Genomic DNA, 26,005 nt, shown 5'->3' on the forward strand with positions numbered 1-26,005 from the left:
ATGGACTTGACTCAGGTTTCTTCATCCTCCTCTTCACCCTCGCGGCCGCAGAAGGCGTTCGCGAATGAGGCACTCAACGTCGCGCAGTATGACGAGCGGCCGTTTCTGAAACGGCTTGGTATCGTCGACTGGCTGTTCGCCGTCGTGATGGTCGCGGGCGCGGGGTTCGCGCTTTCGCGCTATTACCCGTTCATGAATTACTACGACAAATTGGTGCTGTGCTGCGCAGTGCCGGTGTTCGTCGTGCTCGGCTGGCGCTGGAAGCCGGTGCGTCCGCTGATGGTGGGCATCGCCGCGCTGTCGCTGCTGGCGATCCAGATCTATCACGGCGATCTGACGCGCGCGGATAACGCGTTCTTCCTCAAATATTTCCTGTCGAGCCAGTCCGCGATTCTGTGGATGAGCGCGCTCTTTGTATTTGCCACCGTCTTCTACTGGATCGGCCTGCTATCGCGTTCACCCACCGGCGCTGCGATCGGTTCGAAAATGACGTGGGCCGCAGTGGTGATGGGCTTCGTCGGTTTGATGGTGCGCTGGTACGAGTCGTATCTGATCGGCGCGGACGTCGGTCATATTCCAATCTCGAACCTGTACGAAGTGTTCGTGCTGTTCAGCCTGATCACTGCCTTGTTCTACCTGTACTACGAGCAGCACTACAACACGCGTGCGCTCGGCGCATTCGTGCTGCTGGTGATCAGTGCAGCGGTCGGCTTCCTGATGTGGTACTCGGTCGCTCGTGACGCGCAGCAGATCCAGCCGCTCGTGCCGGCGCTGCAGAGTTGGTGGATGAAGATCCACGTGCCGGCTAACTTCATTGGCTATGGCAGCTTCGCGCTGTCGGCAATGGTCGGCGTCGCGTATCTGGCGAAAGAGCGCGGCGTACTGGCAGACCGCCTGCCGCCGCTCGATGTGCTCGACGACCTGATGTACAAGTCGATCGCCGTCGGCTTCGCGTTCTTCACGATCGCGACGATCCTCGGCGCGCTGTGGGCCGCTGAAGCATGGGGCGGTTATTGGAGCTGGGACCCGAAGGAAACGTGGGCGCTAATCGTCTGGCTGAACTACGCAGCCTGGCTTCATATGCGCTTGATGAAGGGCCTGCGCGGCGCGGTGGCTGCATGGTGGGCGCTGACCGGCCTGCTGGTGACGACCTTCGCGTTCCTCGGCGTCAATATGTTCCTGTCGGGGCTGCATAGTTACGGCAAGCTGTAAGATCTGCCGTTCTGAGCCGACTAAGAACCGCCGCGTGTTTCGCACCGGCGGTTTTTTTACGTCTGGCGGAATATTCGCTGCATCCAGGGTGTTCGTTAGAGCAGTACCTAAAGATGGCTGGGCGAATGGCTAAACGAGCCGATCATCAATATGGCCCCGTAAGATAGACAACCGGTGGGCCGGCAAGGAGCAGCACGATGTGGATCAAGCGAAGCGACAGAATTCAACTCGTCGGCGATGACATTGCACGCAGCGAAATCACGCCGCAGCGTGTCTTTGAGAACCGGCGGCGCGTTTTGCAGGCTGCGGGTGCGTTAGCCCTCGGCAGCCTGATCGGCGTGAATGGTGAAGCGCTGGCAGCGTATTCATCGCCAGATCCGAAGGCCCAAAAGCTCACGGCGAAGACCAACGCGAAGTTCGTCGCGCTCGACAAGATCACGCCGTACAAGGACATCACCACGTACAACAACTACTACGAGTTCGGCACCGACAAAGCGGATCCCGCGCACAACGCCGGTACGTTGCGCCCGCATCCGTGGAAGGTGAGTGTCGAGGGCGAAATCAAGAATCCGAAGGTGTACGACATCGACGAATTGCTGAAGCTCGCGCCGCTCGAGGAGCGCGTGTACCGATTGCGTTGTGTCGAAGGTTGGTCGATGGTGATTCCGTGGATCGGCGTGCCGCTCGCGGAGTTGATCAAGCGCGTGCAGCCGACTGGTAATGCCAAATACGTGCAATTCATCACGCTCGCCGATCCGTCGCAAATGCCCGGCCTGTCGACGCCGGTACTCGACTGGCCGTACACCGAAGGTCTGCGGATGGACGAAGCGATGAATCCGCTGACACTGCTGACGATGGGCCTCTACGGCCAGGTGCTGCCGAATCAGAACGGCGCGCCGATCCGTGTGGTGGTGCCGTGGAAATACGGCTTCAAGAGCGCGAAGTCGCTGGTGAAGATCCGCTTCCTCGACAAGCAGCCGCCGACCAGCTGGAATACGTACGCGTCAAACGAATACGGCTTCTATTCGAATGTGAATCCGAACGTCGATCACCCGCGCTGGAGCCAGGCCACCGAGCGGCGCATCGGCGAAGACGGGTTCTTCACGCCCAAGCGAAAGACGTTGATGTTCAACGGCTACGGCGATCAGGTCGCGTCGCTGTATCAGGGCATGGACCTGAAGAAGAATTTTTGAGCGGCGAGACTATGGCTTCCGATACTCAACCTGTTAGTCAAACCGAACGCAGAGCGCCGCGAGCGGCGCAGGCGTCGGCTACGGCGACATCCACAGCAAAGCGCCCCGCAAGCGGCGCGCGCTGGATTGTGCCGGCCAAGATCGCGGTATTTATCGCGGCGTGGTATCCGCTCGCGCGCATTGTGCTGTTCGGGATGACCGATCGGCTGGGCGCGAATCCGATCGAGTTCATTACGCGCTCGACGGGTCTGTGGACGCTCGTCTTTCTTTGCATCACGTTGGCCGTGACGCCGTTGCGCCGACTGACCGGCATCACGGCATTGGCCCGGTTTCGCCGGATGCTCGGCCTTTACGCATTCTTCTACGCGACGCTGCACTTCACCACTTACCTGTGGTTCGACAAGTGGTTCGATGTTGCCGCGATTCTCAAGGACATCGGCAAGCGGCCGTTCATCACCGTGGGCTTTGCCGCGTTCGTGCTGCTGATCGCATTAGCCGTTACGTCGCCGCGCGCGATGGTGCGCAAACTTGGACGCCGCTGGCAGACGTTGCATCGCGCGATCTATGCGATCGGCGGCCTTGCGATCCTGCACTTCTGGTGGATGAAGGCGGGCAAGCACGACCTGATTTTGCCGAAGATCTACGGCGCAATCATGGTCGCGTTGTTGGGGTGGCGTTTGATCGTATGGCTGCGCGAGCGGAGGTTAGAGACGCGCCGACCACCAGGTACAGCGCGCAAATGAAAAAAGGCGATGCCGCAGTGGCATCGCCTTTTTTATGTTGCTTAAGCTCTGACGTTTACGCCGGCAAAATCGTTTCGCCCGCAAACAGCTGCTTGACCTCTTCACGAGCGCGGACAACATGCACTTGTGTACCATCAACCATCACCTCGGCCGCACGCGGACGGGTGTTGTAGTTCGAGCTCATCACGAAGCCGTACGCGCCAGCCGAGCGAATCGCCAGCAGATCCCCCGGTTCGACCGCGAGCAGACGCTCACGACCCAGCCAGTCGCCGCTTTCGCAAACCGGGCCGACCACGTCGTACACGTGAGCGGGCACGTCGCGCTTAACGACAGCCTCGATCGCGTGATACGCCTCGTACATCGCAGGGCGTGCGAGATCGGTCATCGCCGCATCGACGATGGCGAAGTTCTTTTCCGCGCCTGGCTTCAGAAACTCGACGCGCGTCAGCAGCACGCCCGCATTGCCGACCAGCGAACGGCCCGGCTCGAAATAGACCTCGCGATGCCCGTGACCGCGCGCTTCGATGCGATCCAGCACGGTGCGCACGAACTCGCCGATTTCCGGTGGGGTTTCGTCGTCATATGTGATACCGAGACCGCCGCCTACGTCGATGTGGCGAATCTTCACGCCGTCCTGCTCGATCTGTTCGACCAGTTCGAGAACCTTGTCGACCGCGTCCAGATACGGTGCGACCTCAGTGATCTGCGAGCCGATATGACAGTCAATGCCGACCACGTCGAGATGCGTCATCGCCGCGGCGGCTTGATATGTAGCCCGCGCATCTTCAAACGCGACGCCGAACTTGTTCGACTTCAGACCGGTGGAGATATACGGATGCGTTTTCGCGTCGACGTCCGGATTCACGCGCAACGACACGGGCGCTTTTTTGCCCATTTCCGCCGCAACGGCATTCAGGCGGTCGAGCTCAGGAATCGATTCGACGTTGAAGCATTTGACGCCGGCGGCGAGCGCCTGACGCATCTCGTCCGCATTCTTTCCGACGCCGGAAAACACGGTGTTTTCCGCTTTGCCGCCTGCGGCCAGCACGCGTGCCAGCTCTCCGCCCGACACGATGTCGAAGCCGGCGCCGAGACGCGCGAATACGTTCAGCACCGCGAGATTGCTATTGGCCTTGACGGCGACGTGCACCGTCGCGCGGCGGCCGGCGCAAGCGCCTGCATAGGCATTCCACGCTTGGGTGAGTGCGGCGCGCGAATAGACGTACAGCGGCGTACCGAACTGTTCGGCGAGTGAGACGGCGGACACGCCCTCGGCGTGCAAAACGCCGTCGACGTAGTCAAATGCGGATCGAGTCATGCGAAAGTCTTATTGAGCGGGGGTGACGGCAGAGGCAGGCAGCGGGGCCGCCGTAGTAGCGGATGCGGCCGACGCGGGCGGCGCGGCGAGTTCGCTTTCCGGTGACAACGAGAGCGGCGCGCCAGAAGTATCCGGTACCTCACCCATCGGGGAGGCAGTTCCAGCGCCCGCTTTCACTTCATCTGGCGACGGCGGTTGCGTGCGATCGATCGGTTTGGCCGGCAGCGGTGGCACGGTGGGCAAATAGAGCGAACCGCGTTGCCCGCAGCCGGCAAGTGCACAACCTGCGAGAATGGCTAAACCCGCTACAATCGCGCGGCCGGGCGCCGCCGCGCGCATCCGAGATACGACTCGCATGACTGTCCCTGAATAAATAATCGATGGAGTTTAGCATGTCCGATAGTGATTACCTGACCCGCGCGGAAGCCGCGCTAGCCGCCATCGAACGCGCGCTCGACGACACGGAAGCCGATATCGAACTCGAGCGCAGCGGCAATGTCCTGACCCTCGAATTCGAGAACCGTACGAAGATCATTGTCAATCTGCAACCGCCGATGAGCGAGATCTGGATCGCGGCGAAAGCGGGTGGTTTCCACTTCCGTTTCATCGACGGTGAGTGGCGCGATACGCGCAGCGGTACGGAGTTTTTTGCCGCGCTGTCGGAGTATGCGACGCAGCAGGCTGGCGAACCGGTTCACTTCGAAGCGTAAACATCATCACGGCTGAAGGGGCTGCCAAAAAACGACTGCCGAAGCCAGTGCGGAAGCGATCGTTGGAACAACAGCCGGAAAGGCGAGCCGAAAGGACCGCCCGATCTGATCCCGAAAGGCCCGGCGGCACCACCGCTGAAGCAACCACCCAAACAAAACCGCCGCGCATCGAGCGCGGCGGATTTGTTTGTTCCGACCGATCCTGATATTTCGTTAGTGCCCGCGGAACAGATTCATGATGTCCTGCTTTTCCTGTTCGCCGACCTGTTCGGGCGCCACCGCGGACGCACCGCTCGCCTCGGCATCCAGCGCCGCCTGACTGATACCGACTGTCGCAATGAAACCCTGGCCCGGCGTGAAGTCGTCGAAATACAGTTCTGAGCCGATCTCGGTCACGCCAGCGGGCATCGGCATCTTGTAGTCGGGCACGCCCTTGAGCGCGCGCGCCATGTATTCGATCCACACCGGCAACGCGAGGCCGCCGCCGGTTTCCTTATCGCCGAGGCTGCGCGGGTTGTCGTAGCCGATCCACGCGATGGCCGTGAGCGTGTGCTGATAGCCGGCGAACCACGCATCGCGCGAATCGTTGGTCGTGCCGGTCTTGCCGCCGAGATCGGTCCGCTTCAGCACGTTGGACTTCGCGCCCGTGCCACGTTGCGCGACGCTTTGCAGCAGGCTGTTCATCACATATGCATTGCGCGGTTCGATCGCGTGCGGCGCGCTCTGCTCGGCGACCAGCGGCTGCGCGTGCGCCACGATGATGCCGCGCTGATCGGTGACTTCAGCGATCAGGTACGGGTTGATGCGATAGCCGCCGTTAGCAAACACCGAGAACGCGCCTGCCATCTGCAAGGGCGTGACGAGACCTGCGCCGAGCGCCATCGGCAAATAAGCCGGGTGACGATCCGCATCGAAGCCGAAACGCGTGATGTATTGCTGCGCGTACTTGGTACCGATCTGGTTCAGGATGCGAATTGACACGAGGTTCTTCGACTTCTGCAGCGCGGTGCGCATGGTCATCGGACCGTCGAAACCGCCCCCGTAGTTCTTCGGTTCCCACGCCTGGCCGCCCGTCTCCGCAGCGCTGAAAAAGAGCGGCGCATCATTGATCACCGTGGCCGGTCCGAGCCCCTTTTCAAGCGAGGCCGAGTAGATGAACGGCTTGAAGCTCGACCCCGGTTGACGCCATGCCTGGGTCACGTGGTTGAACTTGTTCTTGTTGAAGTCGAAACCGCCGACCAGCGCACGAATCGCGCCGTCTTGCGGCACCACTGAAACGAATGCGCCTTCCACTTGCGGCAACTGCGTGATCGCCCAGCTGCCGTCGTCATTCTTCACGAGGCGAATGATCGCGCCGGGCCGCACGCGTTGATTCGGCTGCGCGCGCGTGCCGAGTGCGAACTGCGCGAAACGCAGGCCATCGCCCTGAATGGTCGCGACATTGCCGTCGATGAATGTGGCCTGCACCTGCTTCGGACTTGCCGCCGTCACCACCGCCGCAATGATTTCGCCGTTGTCGGGATGTTCGAGCAACGAGTCGTCGATGGCCTGTTCGCGGTCGTCCGCATCGGAAGGCAAATCGATAAACGCTTCCGGGCCGCGATAGCCGTGACGCCGTTCGTAGTCCATCAGACCTTTGCGCAGCGCCCGATAAGCAACGTCCTGATCGGCCGAGTCGATGGTGGTCACGACATTCAGGCCACGCGTGTACGCTTCCTCGCGATACTGCGCGTACATCATCTGCCGCACCATTTCCGCAACGTACTCCGCGTGCACGCTGAACTCCTTGCCCGCGCCCTTGACGACCATTGGCTGCTTGCTTGCCTCGTCGTATTGTTCCTGAGTGATGTAATGCAATTCGTACATGCGCTGCAGGATGTACTCCTGACGGATCTTCGCGCGCTTCGGATTGACCACCGGGTTATACGCGGATGGCGCCTTCGGCAGGCCCGCCAGCATGGCGGATTCCGCCAGAGTCAGGTCCTTCAGATCTTTCCCGAAGTACACCCGCGCCGCGCTCGCGAAGCCATACGCGCGCTGACCGAGATAGATCTGATTCATGTACACCTCGAGAATCTGATCTTTCGTCAGCTTCGACTCGATCTTGTACGCGAGCAACATCTCGTAGATCTTGCGCGTGTAGGTTTTCTCACTCGACAGGAAGAAGTTGCGTGCCACCTGCATGGTGATCGTGCTGGCGCCTTGCGTGGCGTGACCATTGGTCAGTGCGACGAAGCCGGCTCGCGCAATGCCTGTGAGGTCGACGCCGCCGTGATCGTAGAAGCGTGCATCTTCGATTGCCAGCACGGCTTTCTTCAGGCTGTCGGGCACGTCCTGAATATGGACGATGTCGCGCCGCTCTTCACCGAATTCGCCGATCAGCACGTGGTCGGCCGTATAGATGCGCAATGGCACCTTCGGCCGGTAGTCGGTCAGCGCGTCGAGCGACGGCAGGTTCGGCGTTGCCACCACCAGCGCATAACCGAGCACCAGCAGCACGCACAGGATGCCTGCGACGATCAGACCCACAAAGCCGATGATGAGTTTGAGCCACAAGGGGCGCTTGCGCTTCTGCGGCGTGGGCGGCGGGGACGTAGGAGACGTGGATTGCATATGGGCACCAAAAAACAGTCCCGCGATTATAGCCGCCTCGCTATTCAGCTTTCGGCATGCTTACTGACAGTTCTTGACAAGTCTGCGCACCGCGCGGGAATGACTTCACTGTAGACGCTTTGATGGCGGAGAGGGCGCGCGTCGCGCAACGTTAGCCATTCGGCTGAGTGTCGCGCGGCGGCGCGACTACGCACAATTCTTCCTCGTTACTCGCGTTCGAATGGTTCGTCGCGTGAGTCTGAGGGAGGGCGTGATGACGTTCAAAAATTCGTGGCTTCAAGGTGTGCAACTCCGTGCGCAGCGTTTTGCTGCGGGGATCGATGTGGGTTCGCAGGCGGTGCGTCTCATCGTGGTGAGTCAGCATTCGGGCACACGTGCCGCGCTGCATATCGAGTACGCGAGCACCGTGCCGCTTGGCGCCGGCGCGATGGCCGGCACAGAAATCGCCGACCGCCATGCGGTGGCGCGCGCGTTGCGCGACGCATTCGCGGGTTTGCCGCGCGCGTGTGCGACGCATGCATTGCGATGCGCGATGGCGCTGCCCGCCTCGGCCACATTGACAACCACCGTGCCGCTCACACGGCTCGCCACGCTAAGCGGTTGCGCGGAAGACGGCGGACATGAACTCGCCGAACTCGAACCGGCGGTGATGAGCGAAGTCGAGCGCATCGCAGGCCTCGAGCGGCATGCGTTGGCTGTCGACTGGTTCGTCGACGAAACGCGTTCGCCGATCCGTTCCGTGACGATCGCCGCAACCGCACGCCAGCATCTCGAAGCGCGAATCGAATGCGCGGCGACCGCGGGTATCTCGCTCTCCGCGATCGATGGCGAGCCGCATGCGGCTTTGCGCGCAATGCGCTACGCGGCGAGCCACGAGCTCGATCCGCACGAGCCCTATGTCGCGCTCTGGATCGGCACGGACGGCGTGTACGGCTGGCGCATTGTCGACGACTGCCTGGTTGGCGAAATGCATTACCCCGCGCCCGAGCACGCCGATCTCGCCGACGCGTTGCGCGATCTCGTCCACGGCCCTGTACTCGACTGCGCGTTATTGAGCGGCGAGGTCGATTTGCTCGATGGCGTGGGATTCTCGATTGCGGATATAGCCGACGTGTTGGGTTGCACTGTGTTGCCGTTCGAATGTGCGGCGCTTGGCGGGCTCGCACGGCAACTGCACGATCCGTTGTTGCATGAGCCTGCCGCCGCGGTCGCATTCGGACTTGCGTTGCGCGGGGTGCTCGAATGATGCGTGGCCTGCGCTCCCGTTTGCATTCGGCGGTCCCGGGCACGCACGCTTCAACGCGTGGCGTGCGCTTCGCACGGCCGTGGCTCGGCGGCTTCAATCTGCTGCCGTATAGGCAACGTAATGCGCGGCTCGCGCGCCGGCGGTGTTTGCTCGAATGGGTTGTCGCGGCGCTCGCCGGGTTTGCGGCCGTGCTCGCGCTAGTCGGGTGGCAGGCATTCGAAAGGGCGCGGCTGGATGCGCAGCGCGCGTTGATCGAACAATCGCTCACGCAACTGGCCATGCCGCTCGCGGAGCACGCCAGTTTAGTGCGGGCGCAAGACGAACAACGCAAAGGCGCCGCGCGTGCGATGAACCTGTCCGAGCCGCTTACGCATTTGCGCGATCTGCTGAATGCATTGAGTTTTGAACCCGGTGATGGCGTGGTGTTGCAGCAGTTGCGCCAGCGCGAGTACGAGACGGAGTTGCTCGCGACCTCGGCCGGACATATCGCGTCGGCCGAGTGGCTCAAACGCTTGAGCGCGATCCACGGCGTGAAGGGCGCGGAGGTGAGCGACCTGCATCGCTCGACGCCACGCAGCGGTGCGGTTGCGGCAGCCAACGCGACCGGCCCGATCGAGTTCGGAGCGCATCTGCGCTGGGGCGACCCGCCAAAGAAAACGACCCATACGCCCGGCTTGGCGGCGCAACGTCCCATGAAGTCTGAACAATCAGGAGGTGCAAAATGAGTACGACTTTTATCGAATTCGGTGGCGCGGCGAGCGCGCGGTTCTCTTTTTCTCAGTGGATGAAGCATGTGCGCTTGCCGCTCGCTGCCTGGAGCCGTCGGCGCCGTTGGGTGGTCGCATTGCTGATCGCTGCGGTGGTGTTCGGACTTGGCGCGCACGGCTGGGTTGTGGCCGATCTCGGCGGGGTCGAGGCGAGCCGTACGGCATTGGAGGCGGCCACGCGGCATCTCGCGGATGCGCGCCGCGCGCTGGCGCAATTGCCTGCGCTGCGCCGGGAAGCCGCCGCCACACCGGGTGCAAAGTTGCCTGCGTCATGGGCCTCCGCAGACGATGTACGCATCGTGTCCGAACTCGCGGCACAAAATGGCGTCTCGTTGCTCTCGGTAGAACCGGGCGCCACCAGCGGCTCGGGCGCCGACAGCATGCGTCCTGTACAGATCACCGCGCACACTGATTTCGTTCACCTGATGGCATTTCTGCGTGGCCTGTCTGATCTGCCGGTGCTGATCGTTCCCGTCGACGTGACCGTCAACCGCGATGCCGCTTCGTTAACGGTGAGGGCAACGCTGCATGTATTCAGCGCGCTGAGGCCGGTGCCTTCAACTGCGACTGCGGACGCGTTTGCCGACGAGAGCCTCGATTCGGACGACGAAGAAGACATCGTGTTCTTCGACCCGTTCTTGCTTCCGCAGATGCTCGCGTCCGGCGAGCCGCAGTCTGACACTTCGCAACTGCGCCTGGTCGGCTTGCTGCACGATCGCACACGCGGACTCGCCTTGCTCGATACGCCGGATGGCGCGACCACGGTCGTGTCCGGGCAGCAACTCGGTACCGAGCGCGTCACGCGGCTCGACGCGCTCAGTATCACGCTGGCCAACGGCGGCGCGACGCGCACACTGGCCCTGGCGGAGGCGTCCTGATGAGACTGATGAAGCCGTTCGGTCCCGCTGTGTTGCGTGTCGGCGTTTGTGTGTGGTTTGGTTTTGGCGTATGTCGCGGCTTGTCTGGAAGTATGCGTGGGATCCCGGTTCGCAACTTGGCTCGCAGCTCGATTAACAATCCGCTTCGCAGCCTGCTTCACAGCCCGATTCGCAACCCGATTTGCAATCCGCTTCGCAGCCTGGTCGCTGGCATGGCGATAAGCGCCGGCATCGCGCACGCTTCGACACCTCCGCTGCCGCCGCTGCCCACGTACATGCCGCTCGACGACGCCGTTGTGTCGCCCGATGCTCGATACGACGTGCCGCCGCTGCCGCGCGGCGTCACTGCCGAAGTGCCCAACCCGTTCCGCGACGAGTCCGCCGACGGGCCCAGCGGATCGCGAGCGGCGGCAACCGCCGACATCGGACGCGCCGACGACCTGGCCGGTGACGCAGACGGCTCAGTGCCGCTACGGAGGCAATCCGCAGCGGCGGCGCGCGACGACCTCACCGGAACCGCGGCGCTTGAAGGGCCGCCGGTGCCGCTGCCTCCGCTTGCGCGCCTGAGCGACGCACCGAAAACGCCTGCAGACGCCAAACTCGCCGCCGACGACAAACCGATCTCACTTAACTTTCAGCGCGCCGAACTCGGCGCGGTGCTCAACGCGTTCGCCCAGTTCACCGGACTGAACGTCGTCGCGAGCGAGAGAGTGCGCGGCGCCGTTTCACTGCGGCTTGACAAGGTGCCGTGGCGCACCGCGTTCGATACCCTGCTCGACGTCAACGGGCTGGCAATGGAGCGCCACGGCAATGTGATCTGGGTCGCGCCGATCGCAGATCTGGCCGCGCGTGAACGGCAGCGTTTCGAAGCGCACGCGAGAGCCTCCGATCTTGAGCCGCTCGCAAGCCGCACGTTCGAGCTGCACTACGCGCGCGCCGAAGACGTGCGGCGCCTGCTGACCGGCGCCGGCAACCAGCGCGTGCTGTCCAAACGCGGCGCCGCGACGGCCGATCCGCGCACCAATCTGCTGTTCGTCACTGACCTCGAAGGGCGCCTCGCGCAAATCACGGCGTTGCTTGGCTCCGTCGACCGGCCGACCCGTCAGGTATTGATCGAAGCGCGTATCGTCGAGGGCGAGCATGGGTTTTCGCGCAATCTCGGCGTGCGGCTTTCCATGGCGGCCGCGAACGCCGACGGCACCGCCCGAGGCTTGACGGGCGGCAAGGACGGCACCGTGTACGATCTGTCGGCGCGGCCGATTTCCGGTTTCGACGCCGCCACCGCCGGGTTGACCTTGTTCGCAGCCGGTGCGACGCGGCTCCTGAACATCGAGCTGAGCGCGCTGGAGGCCGAGGGGCGCGGCGAAATCGTCTCGAGCCCCCGGGTCGTGACGGCGGACCGGATGAAAGCGGTCGTCGAGCAGGGCACCGAGCTGCCCTATCAGGCGAAAGTGGGGCAGGGCGTATCCGGCGTGCAGTTTCGCCGCGCCACGCTCAAACTGGAGGTAGAGCCGCAAATCATGCCTGACGGCAGAGTGGTGCTGGACCTCGACGTCGCCAAAGACAGCGTCGGCGAGCAGACCGACGCCGGGCCCGCAATCAACACTAAACACGTGCAAACGCGCGTCGAAGTCGAAGATGGTGGTACGGTGTCGATCGGCGGAATTTATGCGACCGATGACCGGGACGATGTGACGCGGGTGCCGCTCCTGGGCAAAATACCCGTCTTAGGTGCGCTTTTTCGCCATCGGGCCCATCGGGACCAGCGCAGTGAACTGGCAGTTTTCATCACGCCGCGCGTCGTTCAGACAAATTAGGGGCATGCTGCCTCCGCTATCCAGCGGCGGCCTGCAGGCTCGACAAGGCAGCCGCTTTGCCAGTAAGCTGCGGCACGAACCATACCGGATTAGCCAGAGGACACCGTTGCAAGCGCGGGACGCACACGCCAATGTATTTTTTGTAGGGCTCATGGGGGCAGGCAAAACCACCGTGGGCCGGGCCATTGCGCGCCGTCTCGATCGCCCGTTCTTCGATTCCGATCATGAAATCGAGGTGCGTACGGGCGCGCGCATCCCGGTGATCTTCGAGCTGGAAGGCGAAGCGGGCTTTCGCGATCGCGAGGCGGACGTGATTTCCGACCTGACCGGGCGCGACAATATCGTGCTGGCCACGGGCGGCGGCGCGGTGCTGCGGCCGGAAAACCGCGAAGCGCTGCAAAATCGGGGCCTGGTGATCTATTTGCGCGCCAATCCGCATGATTTGTGGTTGCGCACCCGGCGCGACAAGAATCGCCCGCTTTTGCAGACTGAAGACCCCAAAGCGCGCCTCGAAGCGCTCTACGAAGTACGCGATCCGCTATACCGGGAATGCGCGCACTTTGTGATCGAAACCGGCCGGCCTTCGGTCAACGGACTCGTCAACATGGTTCTGATGCAGCTCGAGATGGCCGGCGTCGCCAAACATCCTGCGTCATAATGGACCGTATGATTACCGTCAATGTCGAACTGGGCGAGCGCGCCTACCCCATCCATATCGGTGCCGATCTGATCGGCCAGACCGCGTTGTTCGCGCCGCATATCGCCGGCAGCTCGGTCACGATCGTCACGAATACCACGGTCGACCCGCTTTACGGCGACAAGCTGCGCGCGGCGCTCGCGCCGCTCGGCAAGCAGGTATCCACGGTCGTTTTGCCGGACGGCGAAGCGTACAAGAACCTCGAAACGCTGAACCTGATTTTCGACGCGCTGCTGGGCTCGCGCGCCGATCGCAAGACCACGCTGATCGCTCTGGGCGGCGGCGTGATCGGCGACATGACGGGGTTTGCCGCGGCCTGCTACATGCGCGGCGTGCCGTTCATCCAGGTGCCGACCACCTTGTTGTCGCAAGTCGATTCGTCGGTGGGCGGCAAGACGGGCATCAACCATCCGCTCGGCAAGAACATGATCGGCGCGTTCTACCAGCCGCAGGCTGTGATCGCCGACATCGGCGCGCTGCGCACGCTGCCCGCGCGAGAACTGGCAGCGGGCGTCGCCGAAGTGATCAAGACGGGCGCGATTGCCGACGCTGGTTTTTTCAGCTGGATCGAAGCTAACATCGAGGCGCTCAATCGCTGCGAGCCAGAAGCGTTGGCCGAGGCGGTCAAGCGCTCGTGCGAAATCAAGGCGTCGGTTGTGGCGCAGGACGAGCGCGAAGGCGGATTGCGCGCGATCCTCAATTTCGGCCACACCTTTGGCCATGCGATCGAAGCCGGACTCGGCTACGGCGAATGGCTGCACGGCGAGGCGGTCGGCTGCGGGATGGTGATGGCGGCGGACCTGTCCGTGCGCATGGGTTATCTCGACGAAGCGGCGCGCAAGCGTCTGGTCGACGTGATCGTTGCCGCGCATCTGCCTACGCGGGCGCCCGCGCTCGGCGATTCGCGTTACGTCGAACTCATGCGGGTCGACAAGAAGGCGGAAGCCGGCGCGATCAAATTCATTCTGCTGAAGCGTTTCGGTGAGACGCTCATCACCCAGGCGCCCGACGCCGAGGTGCACGCTACGCTGGCCGCCTCCATCTAGACCGACTCGGCGGGGGCTTGGCAGCAAGGCAACACGCACCAGCGTCACGAGGCGCCGCCCATGTTCGGAGAATCCGGTGACTGACAGGCGCAGCGACGATGTAAAGCATGACCCGGCAGGCACGCCCGTGAGCGGCGTGCCATCGCAGGAAACACTCGAAGCGCACCTCGCGCCGTATGCGGCCCATTCCGCTCAATCGCGCGGCCGCCGTTATCCCGAAGCCGCGCCTAGCGCGCGCACCGAATTCCAGCGCGATCGCGACCGCATTGTCCATTCGACGGCGTTCCGCCGGCTCGAATACAAAACTCAGGTATTCGTGAATCACGAGGGCGATCTGTTTCGCACGCGACTCACCCATAGCCTGGAAGTCGCGCAGATCGCCCGTTCGGTGGCGCGCAATCTGCGCGTCAACGAAGACCTCGTCGAAGCCATTTCGCTCGCGCACGACCTTGGCCATACGCCCTTCGGCCATGCGGGCCAGGACGCGCTGAACGAATGCATGCGCGAACACGGCGGCTTCGAGCACAACCTGCAAAGTCTCGCGGTGGTCGACGATCTGGAGGAGCACTACGGGGCGTTCAATGGCCTGAACCTCTGCTTCGAAACGCGAGAAGGCATTCTTAAGCACTGCTCGCGCGAGAACGCGCGGCGGCTCGGCGCGCTCGGCGAGCGTTTTCTGGAGGGGCGGCAGCCTTCCATCGAAGCGCAGATCGCCAATGTCGCCGATGAGATCGCGTACAACAACCACGATGTCGACGACGGCTTGCGCTCAGGCTTACTCACGGTGGAGCAGCTTGCGGAAGTGGAGTTGTGGGAGACGCACTACGCGGCGGCGCGTGGCGATTTTCCGCAGATCGAAGGGCGCCGGCTGATTCACGAGACCGTGCGCCGAATTATCAATACGCTTATCGTCGACCTGATCGATACGACCGCGCTCAATCTCGCAAGACACGCGCCAGTCTCGCTGGACGCGGTGCGCGCCGCTCCGCCGCTGGTCGCGCATAGTGAAGCGATCGCCGCGCAGGCGGCGGCGCTCAAGCGCTTTCTATTCAAGAACCTGTACCGGCACTATCGCGTCATGCGCATGGCCAACAAGGCACGCCGCGTGGTGTCCGGCCTGTTTGACGCGTTCACGGAAGATCCGCGGCTATTGCCGCCGAGCTATCAATCCACGGACGCGTCGCAGCAACCGCGGCTGATCGCCCACTACATCGCGGGCATGACGGATCGCTATGCGGTGAAGGAGTATCAGCGGCTGTTCGTGATCGACGACAACTGAGCGACCTGCGGCCGGCCGACGTCGCTGCTCGATAAGCGCCGGCGCAATCCCATTCCCTAATCAAAGCCGCGAAGGCGGCGGCCCGTCTCGCCGCGCGGTGCAGCCCGCCTCGGGCGGGCCGCTTGGCGCAACCGGCTAGCGCAGCCGCGATGCAAACAGCGCGCCCGCGATCAGCGCAACCCCGCCGACGATCGCGAGCGTCTGCCACGGGTTTTCGTGCACGTAGTCGTCAGCGTCGGCGATCGCGACCTCAGCGCGTTCCCGCATGGCCTCGCGGGTATCGTTCAAACGGTTGCGCGCGACATCGAGCTGCTTGCGCAATTTGCCGCGCAGCGCCACGGCGTCGGCCTGGGTGCCGTCTGCCAAAGTGGATTCGAGCTCTGACATCAGCGTGCGCAGCTCGCCCGCGATATCTTCGGCCGCATGGCGGCTATGGCGAGCGATACGCCGCGCACGGCGGCTGGTGGTGGTCCAGGATTCGCCGAGGGCGTCTCGCGTGTTCGGAAGTGCTGTCATGGTCGCTCCGTCGATGAGGGTGAAAAAGGTCCCACGCTGTTACGCAGACACACGTTGCCACGCGGGAAAACACCATCAGAACGCAACTTCGGTGCCAAACCCGCAGCCCCTATGTGCCGTGGCGCGGCCCCACATTCCTCAGCAGATATTGCACGAGCCGGCCCAATGACGGGTCAAATTTACAAACGCTCACGTTCGCCCGCTGAGTGGCCTCCGCACGCCGCGAACGGCCCCCGACGCGCCCGAAAAATAAAAAACGCCGCCATTGGCTAGATGACGGCGTTGTCCAAGCCACGAAAATTCGACTACCCTAACTAAACGGCCCCAATTTCGTGACGCGTTAGAAACGGTAACCGATGTTGACGTAGGTAACGATCGGGTTCAGCTTGATCTTGGTTTGCGATTGCACATTCAGTGTGCCGACCGGGGTGGTTGCGGCGGTGTTCAGCTTGGCGGTCGTGCTGAGCGGCAGGTACGAAATCGAGACGCCGGCGAACCAGTGCTGGTTGAACGCATAGGTGAAACCCGCATTAAACACCGGCTCCCACGAACTATCCGTAGAGACGCTGGTCGGACCATGCAGAACGTTTGCCTGGAATACGCCGTTGGTGATCTTTTCGTCGGTGAACCAGATGCGGCTCACACCAACGCCGAGATACGGGCGGAACGTGGCGGTCGGAGCGTTGAAGTAGTACTTGAACAGCAGAGTCGGGCTCCACTGTTTTGCCTGGCCCAGCTTGCCGAATTGGGCGAGGTTGCCCGAGCCTTCCAGGTCGAACGAAGGCGGGACGCCAATCACGAACTCGGTTGCGATGTGATCTGTGACAAAGTAGCCAGCAGTGAAGCCGAGGGTGTCGGCTGAACTGAGTGATGCGCCGGTGTTGGCTTCGGTGATGTTGGTCGGGCTGCCGCCGATGCTGGTCACTTTCAACGGGTCGCTGCTCGATTGAGGCGCAAGATGGAACCAGCCTGTCGTGACGTAAAAGCTGCCTGCCGATTGCGCGTGTGCTGCCGTTGTCATGCAGGCTAGTGCGGCGATCCCCGTTACGGCCTGTTTTAATTTCATATGTGCTCCTCCAAAAAGGCCCGCTCATTATGACTACAACGTTTGAAACAAACCATACGCGGCGGTTAGAGCTTTCTCCCTAGGCTCCGCGCGGTTTCTGGCTTAGCCGCGCTGCGCCGAACCCCGGGCGCACGCGGTTCTTCGGACCTTCGGGTATGTACCAACGCGACTATCGGATACTCCAGCATGGCACGGCTTGCACGTCTCTATGTCCCTGACCAGCCGCAGCACGTCATCCTCCGCGGACTCGATCAGCAGCCCGCATTCGTCGACGACCAGGACTACGAGCTTTTCATCGACTGCTTGAAAGCGGCTTCACGCGACCATCACCTGTCCATCCACGCGTATGCGTTGATGCCGGGCTCTGTGCAACTGCTCGTCACGCCGACTGAAGAGTCGAGCCTGCCGAAGGCGATGCAGGCTGTGGGGCGCCGCTACGTTGCGCACTTCAACCGGCGCTACGCGCGCCGCGGCACGCTGTGGGAGGGCCGCTACCGTGCCACGGTGATCGAAGGCGAGCGCTATTTTCTACTGGCGAGCCGCGTTGTCGAGATGTCGCCGGTGCGTGCCGGGCTCGTGAACGCGCCCGAGGACTACCGCTGGTCGAGCTACCGTCATCACATCGGCCTGACGCTTGACAGCCTGATCACCGATCACCCTTTGTACTGGTCGCTCGGCAACACGCCGTTCGAACGGCAGCGGGCATACCGCGAGTTGTGCGAGCAGCCGCTTGACGAACGCGAAGCCAGTCAGCTTCAACAGGCCACCTTGAAAGGCTGGGTTTTGGGTAGCGATACCTACCGCGAATGGGCTGCGCGAGCCGCCAACCGGCGCGTTTCGCCGCTGCCGCGCGGGCGGCCGCGCAAGGTGCGCGAAACGCCGCAGACACAATAAAGCGTTTCGTATCAAAAGGTTGTGCCGGAACGGCATCTTCGCATGCCGTTTTCTTTTGCACCTTTTTGATGTGGCACCAATAAAAAATAGCCGCAATGCACCAACTTGATAACTGGGGACCGACCATCACGTTTTATTTGCTATTCCATTGATTCGTCGCGTATATTCCGAATTCCGGCGCTTTTTGGTACGCGTAGCATCCAGCGTACTGAGTCGCCGTCGCGGTTGCGGAGCGCACTGCGGCAATAGAAAAACGGTTTAACGGCCTGTTCGGCCCCTCACAGACGGTGTCCCCATGAACGACCACCAGCAACCGACTCACCCGGTTCCCGCCGCGCAAGGTCTGTATGACCCGCAAAACGAACATGACGCCTGCGGCGTCGGCTTCGTTGCTCACATCAAGGGCAAGAAAAGCCACGAGATCATCGAGCAGGGCCTGAAGATTCTCGAGAACCTCGACCACCGGGGCGCCGTCGGCGCCGATCCGCTGATGGGCGACGGTGCCGGCATCCTGATCCAGATCCCGGACGGGTTCTATCGTGAGGAAATGGCCAAGCAGGGCGTCGTGCTGCCGCCGAGCGGCGAATACGGCGTCGGCATGGTCTTCCTGCCGAAGGAACACGCCTCGCGTCTCGCCTGCGAACAGGAACTGGAACGCACGGTGAAGGCCGAAGGCCAGGTCGTGCTGGGCTGGCGCGACGTGCCGGTCGACCACACCATGCCGATTTCGCCCACCGTCAAGGCGAGCGAGCCGCTGATCCGCCAGATCTTCATCGGCCGCGGCAAGGACATCATGGTGACCGACGCGCTCGAGCGGAAGCTGTACGTGATCCGCAAGACCGCGAGCCACCGCATCCAGGCGCTCAAACTCAAGCACGGCAAGGAATACTTCGTGCCGTCATGCTCGGCGCGCACGGTCGTCTATAAGGGGCTGCTGCTGGCAGGCCAGGTCGGCGTGTACTACCGCGACCTGCAGGACGAGCGCACGGTGTCGGCGCTGGCGCTGGTGCACCAACGCTTCTCGACCAACACGTTCCCGGCCTGGGAACTGGCTCACCCGTACCGCATGATCGCCCACAACGGCGAAATCAACACGGTGAAGGGCAACGTCAACTGGCTGAACGCCCGTACCGGTGCGATCGCGTCGCACGTGCTCGGCGACGATCTGCCGAAGCTGTGGCCGCTGATCTACCCGGGCCAATCCGACACGGCCTCGTTCGACAACTGTCTCGAACTACTGGTGATGGCCGGCTACCCGCTCGTCCACGCGGTCATGATGATGATCCCGGAAGCGTGGGAACAGCACACGCTGATGGACGACAACCGCCGCGCGTTCTACGAATACCACGCCGCAATGATGGAGCCGTGGGACGGCCCCGCTGCGATCGCCTTCACCGACGGCCGTCAGATCGGCGCGACGCTCGACCGTAACGGCCTGCGTCCGGCGCGCTACATCGTCACCGACGACGACCTGGTCATCATGGCGTCTGAAGCCGGCACGCTGCCTATCCCTGAGTCGAAGATCGTCAAGAAGTGGCGTCTGCAGCCGGGCAAGATGTTCCTGATCGACATGGAACACGGCCGCATCATCGACGACAAGGAACTGAAGGACAACCTCGCGAACGCCAAGCCGTACAAGAGCTGGATCGACGCGGTGCGGATCAAGCTCGACGAAATCGAGCCAAAGGCCGAAGACGTCGTGACGGAACGCCGCGAACCCGCTGCCTTGCTGGATCGTCAGCAGGCGTTCGGCTACACGCAGGAAGACCTCAAGTTCCTGATGGCGCCGATGGCGCAAGCCGGTGAAGAAGCCGTCGGTTCGATGGGCAACGACTCGCCGCTGGCCGTCATGTCCAACAAGAACAAGACGCTCTATCACTACTTCAAGCAGCTGTTCGCGCAAGTCACGAACCCGCCGATCGACCCGATCCGTGAAAACATGGTGATGTCGCTGGTGTCGTTCGTCGGTCCGAAGCCGAACCTGCTGGACACGAACAACATCAACCCGCCGATGCGTCTCGAAGTGTCGCAGCCGGTGCTCGACTTCAAGGACATCGCGAAGATCCGCGCGATCGATCAGTACACGGGCGGCAAGTTCAGCTCGTATGAACTGAACATCTGCTATCCGGTGGCGTGGGGCAAGGAAGGCATCGAAGCGCGCCTGGCCTCGCTGTGCGCGGAAGCCGTCGATGCGGTCAAGTCCGGCTACAACATGCTGATCGTGTCGGACCGCAAGACCGACCGCGACAACGTCGCGATTCCGGCATTGCTGGCCACCGCCGCGATCCACACGCACCTCGTGCAGCATGGTCTGCGTACGAGCGCGGGTCTGGTCGTGGAAACGGGCTCGGCGCGTGAAACGCACCACTTCGCGTTGCTCGCGGGCTACGGCGCGGAAGCCGTGCACCCGTACCTCGCGATGGAAACGCTCGGCCAGCTCGCAGCGGGCCTGAAGGGTGACCTGTCGCCGGAAAAGGCGGTCTACAACTTCACCAAAGCAGTCGGCAAGGGCCTGCAGAAGGTCATGTCGAAGATGGGCATTTCGACCTACATGTCGTACACCGGCGCGCAGATTTTCGAAGCCGTGGGCTTGGCTGAAGGCCTGGTGTCGAAGTACTTCAATGGCACCTCGTCGAAGGTCGGCGGGATCGGCCTGTTCGACGTCGCGGAAGAAGCGATCCGTCTGCACCGCGATGCGTTCGGCGACAACCCGGTGCTCGCGAACATGCTCGACGCGGGTGGCGAGTACGCCTATCGCGTGCGCGGCGAAGAACACATGTGGACGCCGGATGCGATCGCCAAGCTGCAACACTCGGCGCGCAGCAACTCGTACCAGACGTACAAGGAATACGCGCATCTGATCAACGATCAGACCAAGCGCCATATGACGTTTCGCGGCCTGTTCGAATTCAAGTTCGATCCGACCAAGGCAATCCCGCTCGACGAAGTCGAATCGGCGAAAGACATCGTCAAGCGTTTCGCCACCGGCGCCATGTCGCTGGGCTCGATCAGCACGGAAGCCCACGCCACGCTGGCTGTCGCGATGAACCGCATCGGCGGTAAGTCGAACACCGGCGAAGGCGGCGAGGACGTGAACCGTTATCGCAACGAACTGCGCGGCATTCCGATCAAGAACGGCGACACCATGAAGTCGGTGATCGGCGACGAAGTGATCGTCGACATTCCGCTGAAGGAAGGCGATTCGCTGCGCTCGAAGATCAAGCAGGTGGCGTCGGGCCGTTTCGGCGTGACGGCGGAATACCTCGCGTCGGCCGATCAGATCCAGATCAAGATGGCGCAAGGCGCGAAGCCGGGCGAAGGCGGTCAGTTGCCGGGCCACAAGGTGTCGGAATACATCGGCAAGCTGCGTTATTCCGTGCCGGGTGTCGGCCTGATCTCGCCGCCGCCGCACCATGACATCTACTCGATCGAAGATCTGGCGCAGTTGATTCACGACCTGAAGAACGCCAACTCGGCGGCCAGCGTGTCGGTGAAGCTGGTGTCGGAATCCGGAGTCGGTACGGTTGCCGCCGGTGTCGCCAAGGCGAAGGCCGATCACGTTGTGATCGCCGGGCATGATGGCGGCACGGGTGCATCGCCGCTGTCGTCGGTGAAGCATGCCGGCACGCCGTGGGAACTGGGTCTGGCTGAAACGCAGCAAACGCTGGTGCTGAACCAGTTGCGCGGCCGTATCCGCGTGCAAGCCGACGGTCAGATGAAGACCGGTCGCGACGTCGTGATCGGCGCACTGCTCGGCGCGGACGAATTCGGCTTCGCGACGGCGCCGCTCGTCGTCGAAGGCTGCATCATGATGCGCAAGTGTCACCTGAACACCTGCCCGGTCGGCGTCGCGACGCAAGATCCGGTGCTGCGTGCGAAGTTCCAGGGCCAGCCGGAACACGTCGTCAACTTCTTCTTCTTCGTTGCGGAAGAAGCGCGCGAAATCATGGCGCAACTGGGCATTCGCAAGTTCGAAGACCTGATCGGCCACGCCGAACTGCTCGACATGAAGAAGGGCGTCGAACACTGGAAGGCAAAGGGTCTCGACTTCTCGCGCGTGTTCTATCAGCCGCAGGTGTCGGCAGACGTGGCACGCAAGCACGTCGACGTGCAGGACCACGGCCTGGACCGCGCGCTGGATCACGTGCTGATCGAGAAGGCGAAGGCCGCGATCGAGAAGGGCGAGCACGTCTCATTCATCCAGCCGGTGCGCAACGTGAACCGTACGGTCGGCGCGATGCTGTCCGGCACGATCGCCAAGAAGTACGGCCACGACGGCCTGCCTGACGACACGATTCACATCCAGTTGAAGGGCACCGCGGGTCAGAGCTTCGGCGCATTCCTCGCGAGAGGTGTGACGCTGGATCTGGTCGGCGACGGTAACGACTACGTCGGCAAGGGCCTCTCGGGCGGCCGCATCATCATCCGTCCGACCAACGATTTCCGCGGCAAGTCGGAAGAAAACATCATCTGCGGCAACACGGTGATGTACGGCGCAATCGAAGGCGAAGCGTTCTTCCGCGGCGTCGCCGGCGAACGTTTCTGCGTGCGTAACTCGGGTGCGACGGCAGTTGTCGAAGGCACGGGCGACCACGGCTGCGAATACATGACGGGCGGCACGGTGATCGTGCTCGGCGAAACGGGCCGTAACTTCGCGGCCGGTATGTCGGGGGGTATCGCCTACGTGTTCGATCCGGACAATACGTTCGCGGGCAAGTGCAACAAGTCGATGGTCGCGCTCGATCCGGTCTTGCAACAGGCCGAACAGGAACGCACGGTCGACAAGGGCCTGTGGCACAGCGGCACGACCGACGAAGCCCTGCTCAAGGGTCTCATCGAACGTCACTTCCAGTTCACGGGTTCGCCGCGTGCAAAGGCGCTGCTCGAAAACTGGGATGCGTCGCGCCGTCAGTTCGTGAAGGTGTTCCCGACCGAATACAAGCGCGCACTGGGCGAAATGGCAGCGAAGAAGGCGAACAAGGAAGTGCTCGCCGCCTGACTTGTCGCATAGCTGCTTCGCTGATCATCAGCACAGAAGACGTCACATTTAGCCGTACCCGCCGCGCCTTACCGTTCAACCGGTCCGCGCGGCGGGTGTAGATCACCTCACCTGATACAGATAGAGAAGAGAACCACATGGGCAAGGCAACCGGTTTTCTCGAGTTCGAGCGCCGCCACGAGGCGTACGAAGCTCCGCTCACGCGTGTGAAGCACTACAAGGAATTCGTCGCGGCACTGACCGACGACGAAGCCAAGATTCAAGGCGCGCGTTGCATGGACTGCGGCATTCCGTTCTGCAACAACGGCTGCCCGGTGAACAACATCATCCCGGACTTCAACGACCTGGTGTTCCATCAGGACTGGAAGAACGCGATCGAAGTGCTGCACTCCACGAACAACTTCCCCGAGTTCACGGGTCGCATCTGCCCGGCGCCGTGTGAAGCGGCGTGCACGCTCGGCATCAACGACGACGCGGTCGGCATCAAGTCGATCGAACACGCGATCATCGACAAAGCGTGGGCCGAAGGTTGGGTCGCGCCGCTGCCGCCGAAGCACAAGACCGGCAAGAAGGTCGCCGTGGTCGGATCCGGCCCCGCCGGTTTGGCCGTCGCGCAGCAACTCGCGCGCGTGGGGCACGATGTCGTCGTGTTCGAAAAGAACGACCGTATCGGCGGTTTGCTGCGTTACGGCATCCCTGACTTCAAGCTGGAAAAGTGGCTGATCGATCGCCGCATGCGCCAGATGGAAGCCGAAGGCGTGACGTTCCGCGCCAACGTGTTTATCGGCAAGGCAGACACGCTGCCGGAACATATCGGCAATACCGCGAAGGAAACCATCACGCCGGCCGAGCTGAAAGAACAGTTTGACGCGGTGGTGATCGCCGGTGGTTCGGAAACGCCGCGCGATCTGCCGGTACCGGGCCGCGAGCTGGAAGGCATCCACTACGCGATGGAATTCCTGCCGCAGCAGAACAAGGTGAACGCCGGCGACAAGGTCGCGAACCAGTTGCTCGCCAAGGGCAAGCATGTGGTCGTGATCGGTGGCGGCGATACGGGTTCGGACTGCGTCGGTACGTCGAACCGTCATGGCGCGAAGAGCGTCACGCAATTCGAGCTGCTGCCGCAACCGCCGGAAGAAGAGAACAAGCCGCTCGTGTGGCCGTACTGGCCGATCAAGCTGCGCACGTCGTCGTCGCATGACGAGGGTTGCTCGCGCGATTGGGCCGTTGCAACCAAGCGTCTCGAAGGCAAGAACGGCAAGGTCGAGAAGCTGATCGCCGCGCGCGTCGAATGGAAGGACGGCAAGATGCAGGAAGTGCCGAACTCGGAATTCGAAATGAAGGCCGATCTGGTGCTGCTGGCCATGGGCTTCACGCAACCGGTGTCGCCGGTGCTCGAAGCGTTCGGTGTCGACAAGGACAACCGCGGTAACGTGCGTGCGTCGACCGAAGGCGACAAGGCGTATTACACGTCGGTGGACAAGGTCTTCACCGCGGGCGATATGCGTCGTGGCCAGTCGCTGGTGGTGTGGGCGATTCGTGAAGGCCGTCAGTGCGCACGGTCGGTCGACGCGTTCCTGATGGGCCATTCGGAACTGCCGCGCTAACGTCTCCAGCTGGTTTCCGCCTGATGGCGTAGAAACCAGCTAATGCTTGCAGGACGAGGTGGAGACGACAAGGCGATAAAAAACAAAGCCGGGCACCTGAGAGGGTGACCCGGCTTTTTAACGTCTGCTTGTGGTTACTTCCGATAGCGCGCCAACGTGAGCCCGTCCAAATCGATCTCCGGCTTGCGCTGCGTAATCAAATCCGCGACCACGCGGCCCGAACCCATCGACATCGCCCAACCCGTCGAGCCATGTCCGAGGTTCAGCCAAAGATTGTCCACGCCGGACGGGCCGAGCAACGGCGCGCCATCGGGCGTCATCGGCCGGCGGCCGACCCAGAAGTGCGCGGAGGTCGGATTGGCCGCGCGCGGAAACCAGTCGCTGAGCACTTTCATCAGTGTTTGCAGCGCCTGCTCGCGCAAGGTTGTCTGGCGATTGCCGAGTTCCGCGGTGCCGGCCACGCGCAAGTTGTTGCCGAAGCGCGTGATCGCTGTTTTCAGCGACTCGTCCATCAGTGCCGCAAGCGGGGCTTTTTCGTCGTCGGTGACGGGCAGCGTCGCCGAATAGCCTTTCACCGGGTAGAGCGGCACCTTCACGCCGAGCGGCGCGAGCAGCGCCGCACTGTCCACGCCCAGCGCCACCACCACTGCATCCGCTTGCAACGTCTCGCTGCCACGTTCGCTCTCGATCTTCACCGCGCGAACCGTACCGCCTCGCACGTCGAGCGAGCTCACACGTGTATCAAAGCGAAAGCGCACGCCGCTGCGCTCGCAGATCACGCGAAGTTCGCGGGTGAAGCGGGCGCAGTCGCCGGCTTCGTCGTCGGGGAGATAGAGGCCTGAGAGCGGCATCTGACGCGCCCAGCGCAAACCCGGTTCGATCTCGACGCACTGCGCCGCGCTGACTTCCCGATGCGCGATGCCGGCGTCGCGCAGGACCGCCAGCGCAGGTTGCGCGAGTTCGACGTCATACTCGCTGCGGAACAACTGCAGATAGCCCTGGCTGCGGCCATAGTCGAACGGATAACAGCCACGGAATTCGTGCAGACACTCGCGGCTGTAATAAGCGATGCGTTGCATGCGCTGCTTGTTGACGCGAAAGCGTTCGAGGTCGCATTCGCGCAGCCAGCGCGCGATCCAGCGCCATTGAGCCGGATCGAAGGTGGGGCGGAAGATCAGCGGCGAGGCCGGCTTGAACAGATATTTGAGTATCTTCGCCGGCATGCCGGGCGCGGCCCACGGCGTTACATAGCCTGGTGCGATCACGCCGGCGTTGCCGAAACTGGTGGAAAGCGCGACGTCCGGCTCGCGCTCGATCACGGTAACGTCGCAGCCTTGCTGGCGCAGATAAAACGCGGTGGCGACGCCGATCACACCGCCGCCCAGAACAATCGTTTTCATGTGT

The 26,005-nt window shown here is 62.6% G+C and carries 20 protein-coding genes; 14 read left to right on the top strand and 6 right to left on the bottom strand.

Features of this window, described 5'->3' with window-relative positions:
- From ccsB to msrQ, 3 genes are all read left to right on the top strand, one after another.
- Entirely contained in the window at nt 1–1,212 is a 1,212-nt protein-coding gene (ccsB, locus tag HHL24_RS22235; RefSeq protein WP_169487539.1) for a c-type cytochrome biogenesis protein CcsB, read from the top strand.
- A gap of 197 nt (nt 1,213–1,409) precedes the next feature.
- Nucleotides 1,410–2,405, top strand: a complete 996-nt coding sequence (gene msrP, locus HHL24_RS22240) for a protein-methionine-sulfoxide reductase catalytic subunit MsrP (RefSeq protein ID WP_169487540.1) — start codon at nt 1,410–1,412, stop codon at nt 2,403–2,405.
- 11 nt (nt 2,406–2,416) lie between these two features.
- Nucleotides 2,417–3,148: a protein-methionine-sulfoxide reductase heme-binding subunit MsrQ gene (msrQ, locus tag HHL24_RS22245; protein WP_169487541.1), complete on the top strand. Its 732-nt coding sequence runs from the start codon at nt 2,417–2,419 to the stop codon at nt 3,146–3,148.
- A gap of 55 nt (nt 3,149–3,203) precedes the next feature.
- Here the strand turns inward: msrQ and lysA are convergent, their stop codons facing one another.
- Complete coding sequence (gene lysA / locus HHL24_RS22250; RefSeq protein WP_169487542.1) at nt 3,204–4,466, bottom strand: diaminopimelate decarboxylase; 1,263 nt, start codon at nt 4,464–4,466, stop codon at nt 3,204–3,206.
- A 9-nt stretch (nt 4,467–4,475) separates the two neighbouring features.
- Nucleotides 4,476–4,823 carry an LPS translocon maturation chaperone LptM gene (gene lptM, locus HHL24_RS22255; protein WP_169487543.1) on the bottom strand — a complete coding sequence of 116 codons (348 nt, stop codon included), beginning with the start codon at nt 4,821–4,823 and terminating at the stop codon, nt 4,476–4,478.
- A 35-nt stretch (nt 4,824–4,858) separates the two neighbouring features.
- Here lptM and cyaY point away from each other — a divergent pair, with 35 nt between their 5' ends.
- The gene (cyaY, locus tag HHL24_RS22260) at nt 4,859–5,176 is read left to right on the top strand and encodes an iron donor protein CyaY (RefSeq protein WP_054036574.1); all 318 of its coding nucleotides are present in this window, start codon (nt 4,859–4,861) and stop codon (nt 5,174–5,176) included.
- Nucleotides 5,177–5,389: 213 nt separating this feature from the next.
- Here the strand turns inward: cyaY and HHL24_RS22265 are convergent, their stop codons facing one another.
- Nucleotides 5,390–7,789 carry a penicillin-binding protein 1A gene (locus HHL24_RS22265; protein WP_169487544.1) on the bottom strand — a complete coding sequence of 800 codons (2,400 nt, stop codon included), beginning with the start codon at nt 7,787–7,789 and terminating at the stop codon, nt 5,390–5,392.
- A 253-nt stretch (nt 7,790–8,042) separates the two neighbouring features.
- Here HHL24_RS22265 and pilM point away from each other — a divergent pair, with 253 nt between their 5' ends.
- From pilM to HHL24_RS22300, 7 genes are all read left to right on the top strand, one after another.
- A complete protein-coding gene (gene pilM, locus HHL24_RS22270) occupies nt 8,043–9,035 on the top strand; it encodes a type IV pilus biogenesis protein PilM (protein ID WP_169487545.1) in 993 nt (330 codons plus the stop codon).
- Entirely contained in the window at nt 9,032–9,760 is a 729-nt protein-coding gene (locus tag HHL24_RS22275) for a fimbrial assembly protein (protein ID WP_169487546.1), read from the top strand. Before pilM ends, HHL24_RS22275 begins: the two co-directional genes overlap by 4 nt.
- Complete coding sequence (locus tag HHL24_RS22280) at nt 9,757–10,680, top strand: hypothetical protein (RefSeq protein ID WP_169487547.1); 924 nt, start codon at nt 9,757–9,759, stop codon at nt 10,678–10,680. Before HHL24_RS22275 ends, HHL24_RS22280 begins: the two co-directional genes overlap by 4 nt.
- A 212-nt stretch (nt 10,681–10,892) precedes the next feature.
- Nucleotides 10,893–12,497 carry a type IV pilus secretin PilQ gene (locus HHL24_RS22285; RefSeq protein ID WP_169487548.1) on the top strand — a complete coding sequence of 535 codons (1,605 nt, stop codon included), beginning with the start codon at nt 10,893–10,895 and terminating at the stop codon, nt 12,495–12,497.
- 106 nt (nt 12,498–12,603) lie between these two features.
- Nucleotides 12,604–13,155 carry a shikimate kinase gene (locus HHL24_RS22290; protein WP_169487636.1) on the top strand — a complete coding sequence of 184 codons (552 nt, stop codon included), beginning with the start codon at nt 12,604–12,606 and terminating at the stop codon, nt 13,153–13,155.
- On the top strand, nt 13,155–14,240 hold the full coding sequence (gene aroB / locus HHL24_RS22295) for a 3-dehydroquinate synthase (RefSeq protein ID WP_169487549.1): 1,086 nt from the start codon (nt 13,155–13,157) through the stop codon (nt 14,238–14,240). The genes HHL24_RS22290 and aroB overlap by 1 nt, the downstream gene beginning before the upstream one ends.
- 76 nt (nt 14,241–14,316) lie before the next feature.
- Nucleotides 14,317–15,519 carry a deoxyguanosinetriphosphate triphosphohydrolase gene (locus HHL24_RS22300; RefSeq protein WP_169487550.1) on the top strand — a complete coding sequence of 401 codons (1,203 nt, stop codon included), beginning with the start codon at nt 14,317–14,319 and terminating at the stop codon, nt 15,517–15,519.
- 135 nt (nt 15,520–15,654) lie between these two features.
- Here the strand turns inward: HHL24_RS22300 and HHL24_RS22305 are convergent, their stop codons facing one another.
- Nucleotides 15,655–16,035: a DUF883 family protein gene (locus tag HHL24_RS22305; RefSeq protein WP_169487551.1), complete on the bottom strand. Its 381-nt coding sequence runs from the start codon at nt 16,033–16,035 to the stop codon at nt 15,655–15,657.
- Nucleotides 16,036–16,375: 340 nt separating this feature from the next.
- Nucleotides 16,376–17,101 (bottom strand): OmpW/AlkL family protein, encoded by a 726-nt coding sequence (locus HHL24_RS22310; RefSeq protein ID WP_169487552.1) that lies wholly within the window; start codon nt 17,099–17,101, stop codon nt 16,376–16,378.
- Nucleotides 17,102–17,287: 186 nt separating this feature from the next.
- Between HHL24_RS22310 and HHL24_RS22315 the strand changes: the two genes are divergently transcribed.
- From HHL24_RS22315 to HHL24_RS22325, 3 genes are all read left to right on the top strand, one after another.
- Nucleotides 17,288–17,995, top strand: a complete 708-nt coding sequence (locus tag HHL24_RS22315) for a transposase (protein ID WP_169487553.1) — start codon at nt 17,288–17,290, stop codon at nt 17,993–17,995.
- Nucleotides 17,996–18,290: 295 nt separating this feature from the next.
- Nucleotides 18,291–22,994: a glutamate synthase-related protein gene (locus HHL24_RS22320; protein WP_169487554.1), complete on the top strand. Its 4,704-nt coding sequence runs from the start codon at nt 18,291–18,293 to the stop codon at nt 22,992–22,994.
- A gap of 137 nt (nt 22,995–23,131) precedes the next feature.
- Nucleotides 23,132–24,601 (top strand): glutamate synthase subunit beta, encoded by a 1,470-nt coding sequence (locus HHL24_RS22325; RefSeq protein ID WP_169487555.1) that lies wholly within the window; start codon nt 23,132–23,134, stop codon nt 24,599–24,601.
- Nucleotides 24,602–24,735: 134 nt separating this feature from the next.
- On the opposite strand, the gene HHL24_RS22330 is transcribed toward HHL24_RS22325, so the two are convergent.
- Nucleotides 24,736–26,001 carry a D-amino acid dehydrogenase gene (locus HHL24_RS22330; protein WP_169487556.1) on the bottom strand — a complete coding sequence of 422 codons (1,266 nt, stop codon included), beginning with the start codon at nt 25,999–26,001 and terminating at the stop codon, nt 24,736–24,738.
- Nucleotides 26,002–26,005: the final 4 nt, after the last annotated feature.

Origin of the sequence: Paraburkholderia polaris, assembly GCF_012927345.1 — a bacterium.
In the GTDB taxonomy this organism is placed as follows: Bacteria; Pseudomonadota; Gammaproteobacteria; order Burkholderiales; family Burkholderiaceae; genus Paraburkholderia; species Paraburkholderia polaris.

Excerpts from the sequence above, each read along its gene's own strand:
- ccsB (WP_169487539.1), top strand. The coding sequence starts at position 1 with ATGGACTTGACTCAGGTTTCTTCATCCTCCTCTTCACCCTCGCGGCCG.
- msrP (WP_169487540.1), top strand. The coding sequence starts at position 1,410 with ATGTGGATCAAGCGAAGCGACAGAATTCAACTCGTCGGCGATGACATT.
- msrQ (WP_169487541.1), top strand. The coding sequence starts at position 2,417 with ATGGCTTCCGATACTCAACCTGTTAGTCAAACCGAACGCAGAGCGCCG.
- lysA (WP_169487542.1), bottom strand. The coding sequence starts at position 4,466 with ATGACTCGATCCGCATTTGACTACGTCGACGGCGTTTTGCACGCCGAG.
- lptM (WP_169487543.1), bottom strand. The coding sequence starts at position 4,823 with ATGCGAGTCGTATCTCGGATGCGCGCGGCGGCGCCCGGCCGCGCGATT.
- cyaY (WP_054036574.1), top strand. The coding sequence starts at position 4,859 with ATGTCCGATAGTGATTACCTGACCCGCGCGGAAGCCGCGCTAGCCGCC.
- HHL24_RS22265 (WP_169487544.1), bottom strand. The coding sequence starts at position 7,789 with ATGCAATCCACGTCTCCTACGTCCCCGCCGCCCACGCCGCAGAAGCGC.
- pilM (WP_169487545.1), top strand. The coding sequence starts at position 8,043 with ATGACGTTCAAAAATTCGTGGCTTCAAGGTGTGCAACTCCGTGCGCAG.
- HHL24_RS22275 (WP_169487546.1), top strand. The coding sequence starts at position 9,032 with ATGATGCGTGGCCTGCGCTCCCGTTTGCATTCGGCGGTCCCGGGCACG.
- HHL24_RS22280 (WP_169487547.1), top strand. The coding sequence starts at position 9,757 with ATGAGTACGACTTTTATCGAATTCGGTGGCGCGGCGAGCGCGCGGTTC.
- HHL24_RS22285 (WP_169487548.1), top strand. The coding sequence starts at position 10,893 with ATGGCGATAAGCGCCGGCATCGCGCACGCTTCGACACCTCCGCTGCCG.
- aroB (WP_169487549.1), top strand. The coding sequence starts at position 13,155 with ATGGACCGTATGATTACCGTCAATGTCGAACTGGGCGAGCGCGCCTAC.
- HHL24_RS22305 (WP_169487551.1), bottom strand. The coding sequence starts at position 16,035 with ATGACAGCACTTCCGAACACGCGAGACGCCCTCGGCGAATCCTGGACC.
- HHL24_RS22310 (WP_169487552.1), bottom strand. The coding sequence starts at position 17,101 with ATGAAATTAAAACAGGCCGTAACGGGGATCGCCGCACTAGCCTGCATG.
- HHL24_RS22315 (WP_169487553.1), top strand. The coding sequence starts at position 17,288 with ATGGCACGGCTTGCACGTCTCTATGTCCCTGACCAGCCGCAGCACGTC.
- HHL24_RS22320 (WP_169487554.1), top strand. The coding sequence starts at position 18,291 with ATGAACGACCACCAGCAACCGACTCACCCGGTTCCCGCCGCGCAAGGT.
- HHL24_RS22325 (WP_169487555.1), top strand. The coding sequence starts at position 23,132 with ATGGGCAAGGCAACCGGTTTTCTCGAGTTCGAGCGCCGCCACGAGGCG.
- HHL24_RS22330 (WP_169487556.1), bottom strand. The coding sequence starts at position 26,001 with ATGAAAACGATTGTTCTGGGCGGCGGTGTGATCGGCGTCGCCACCGCG.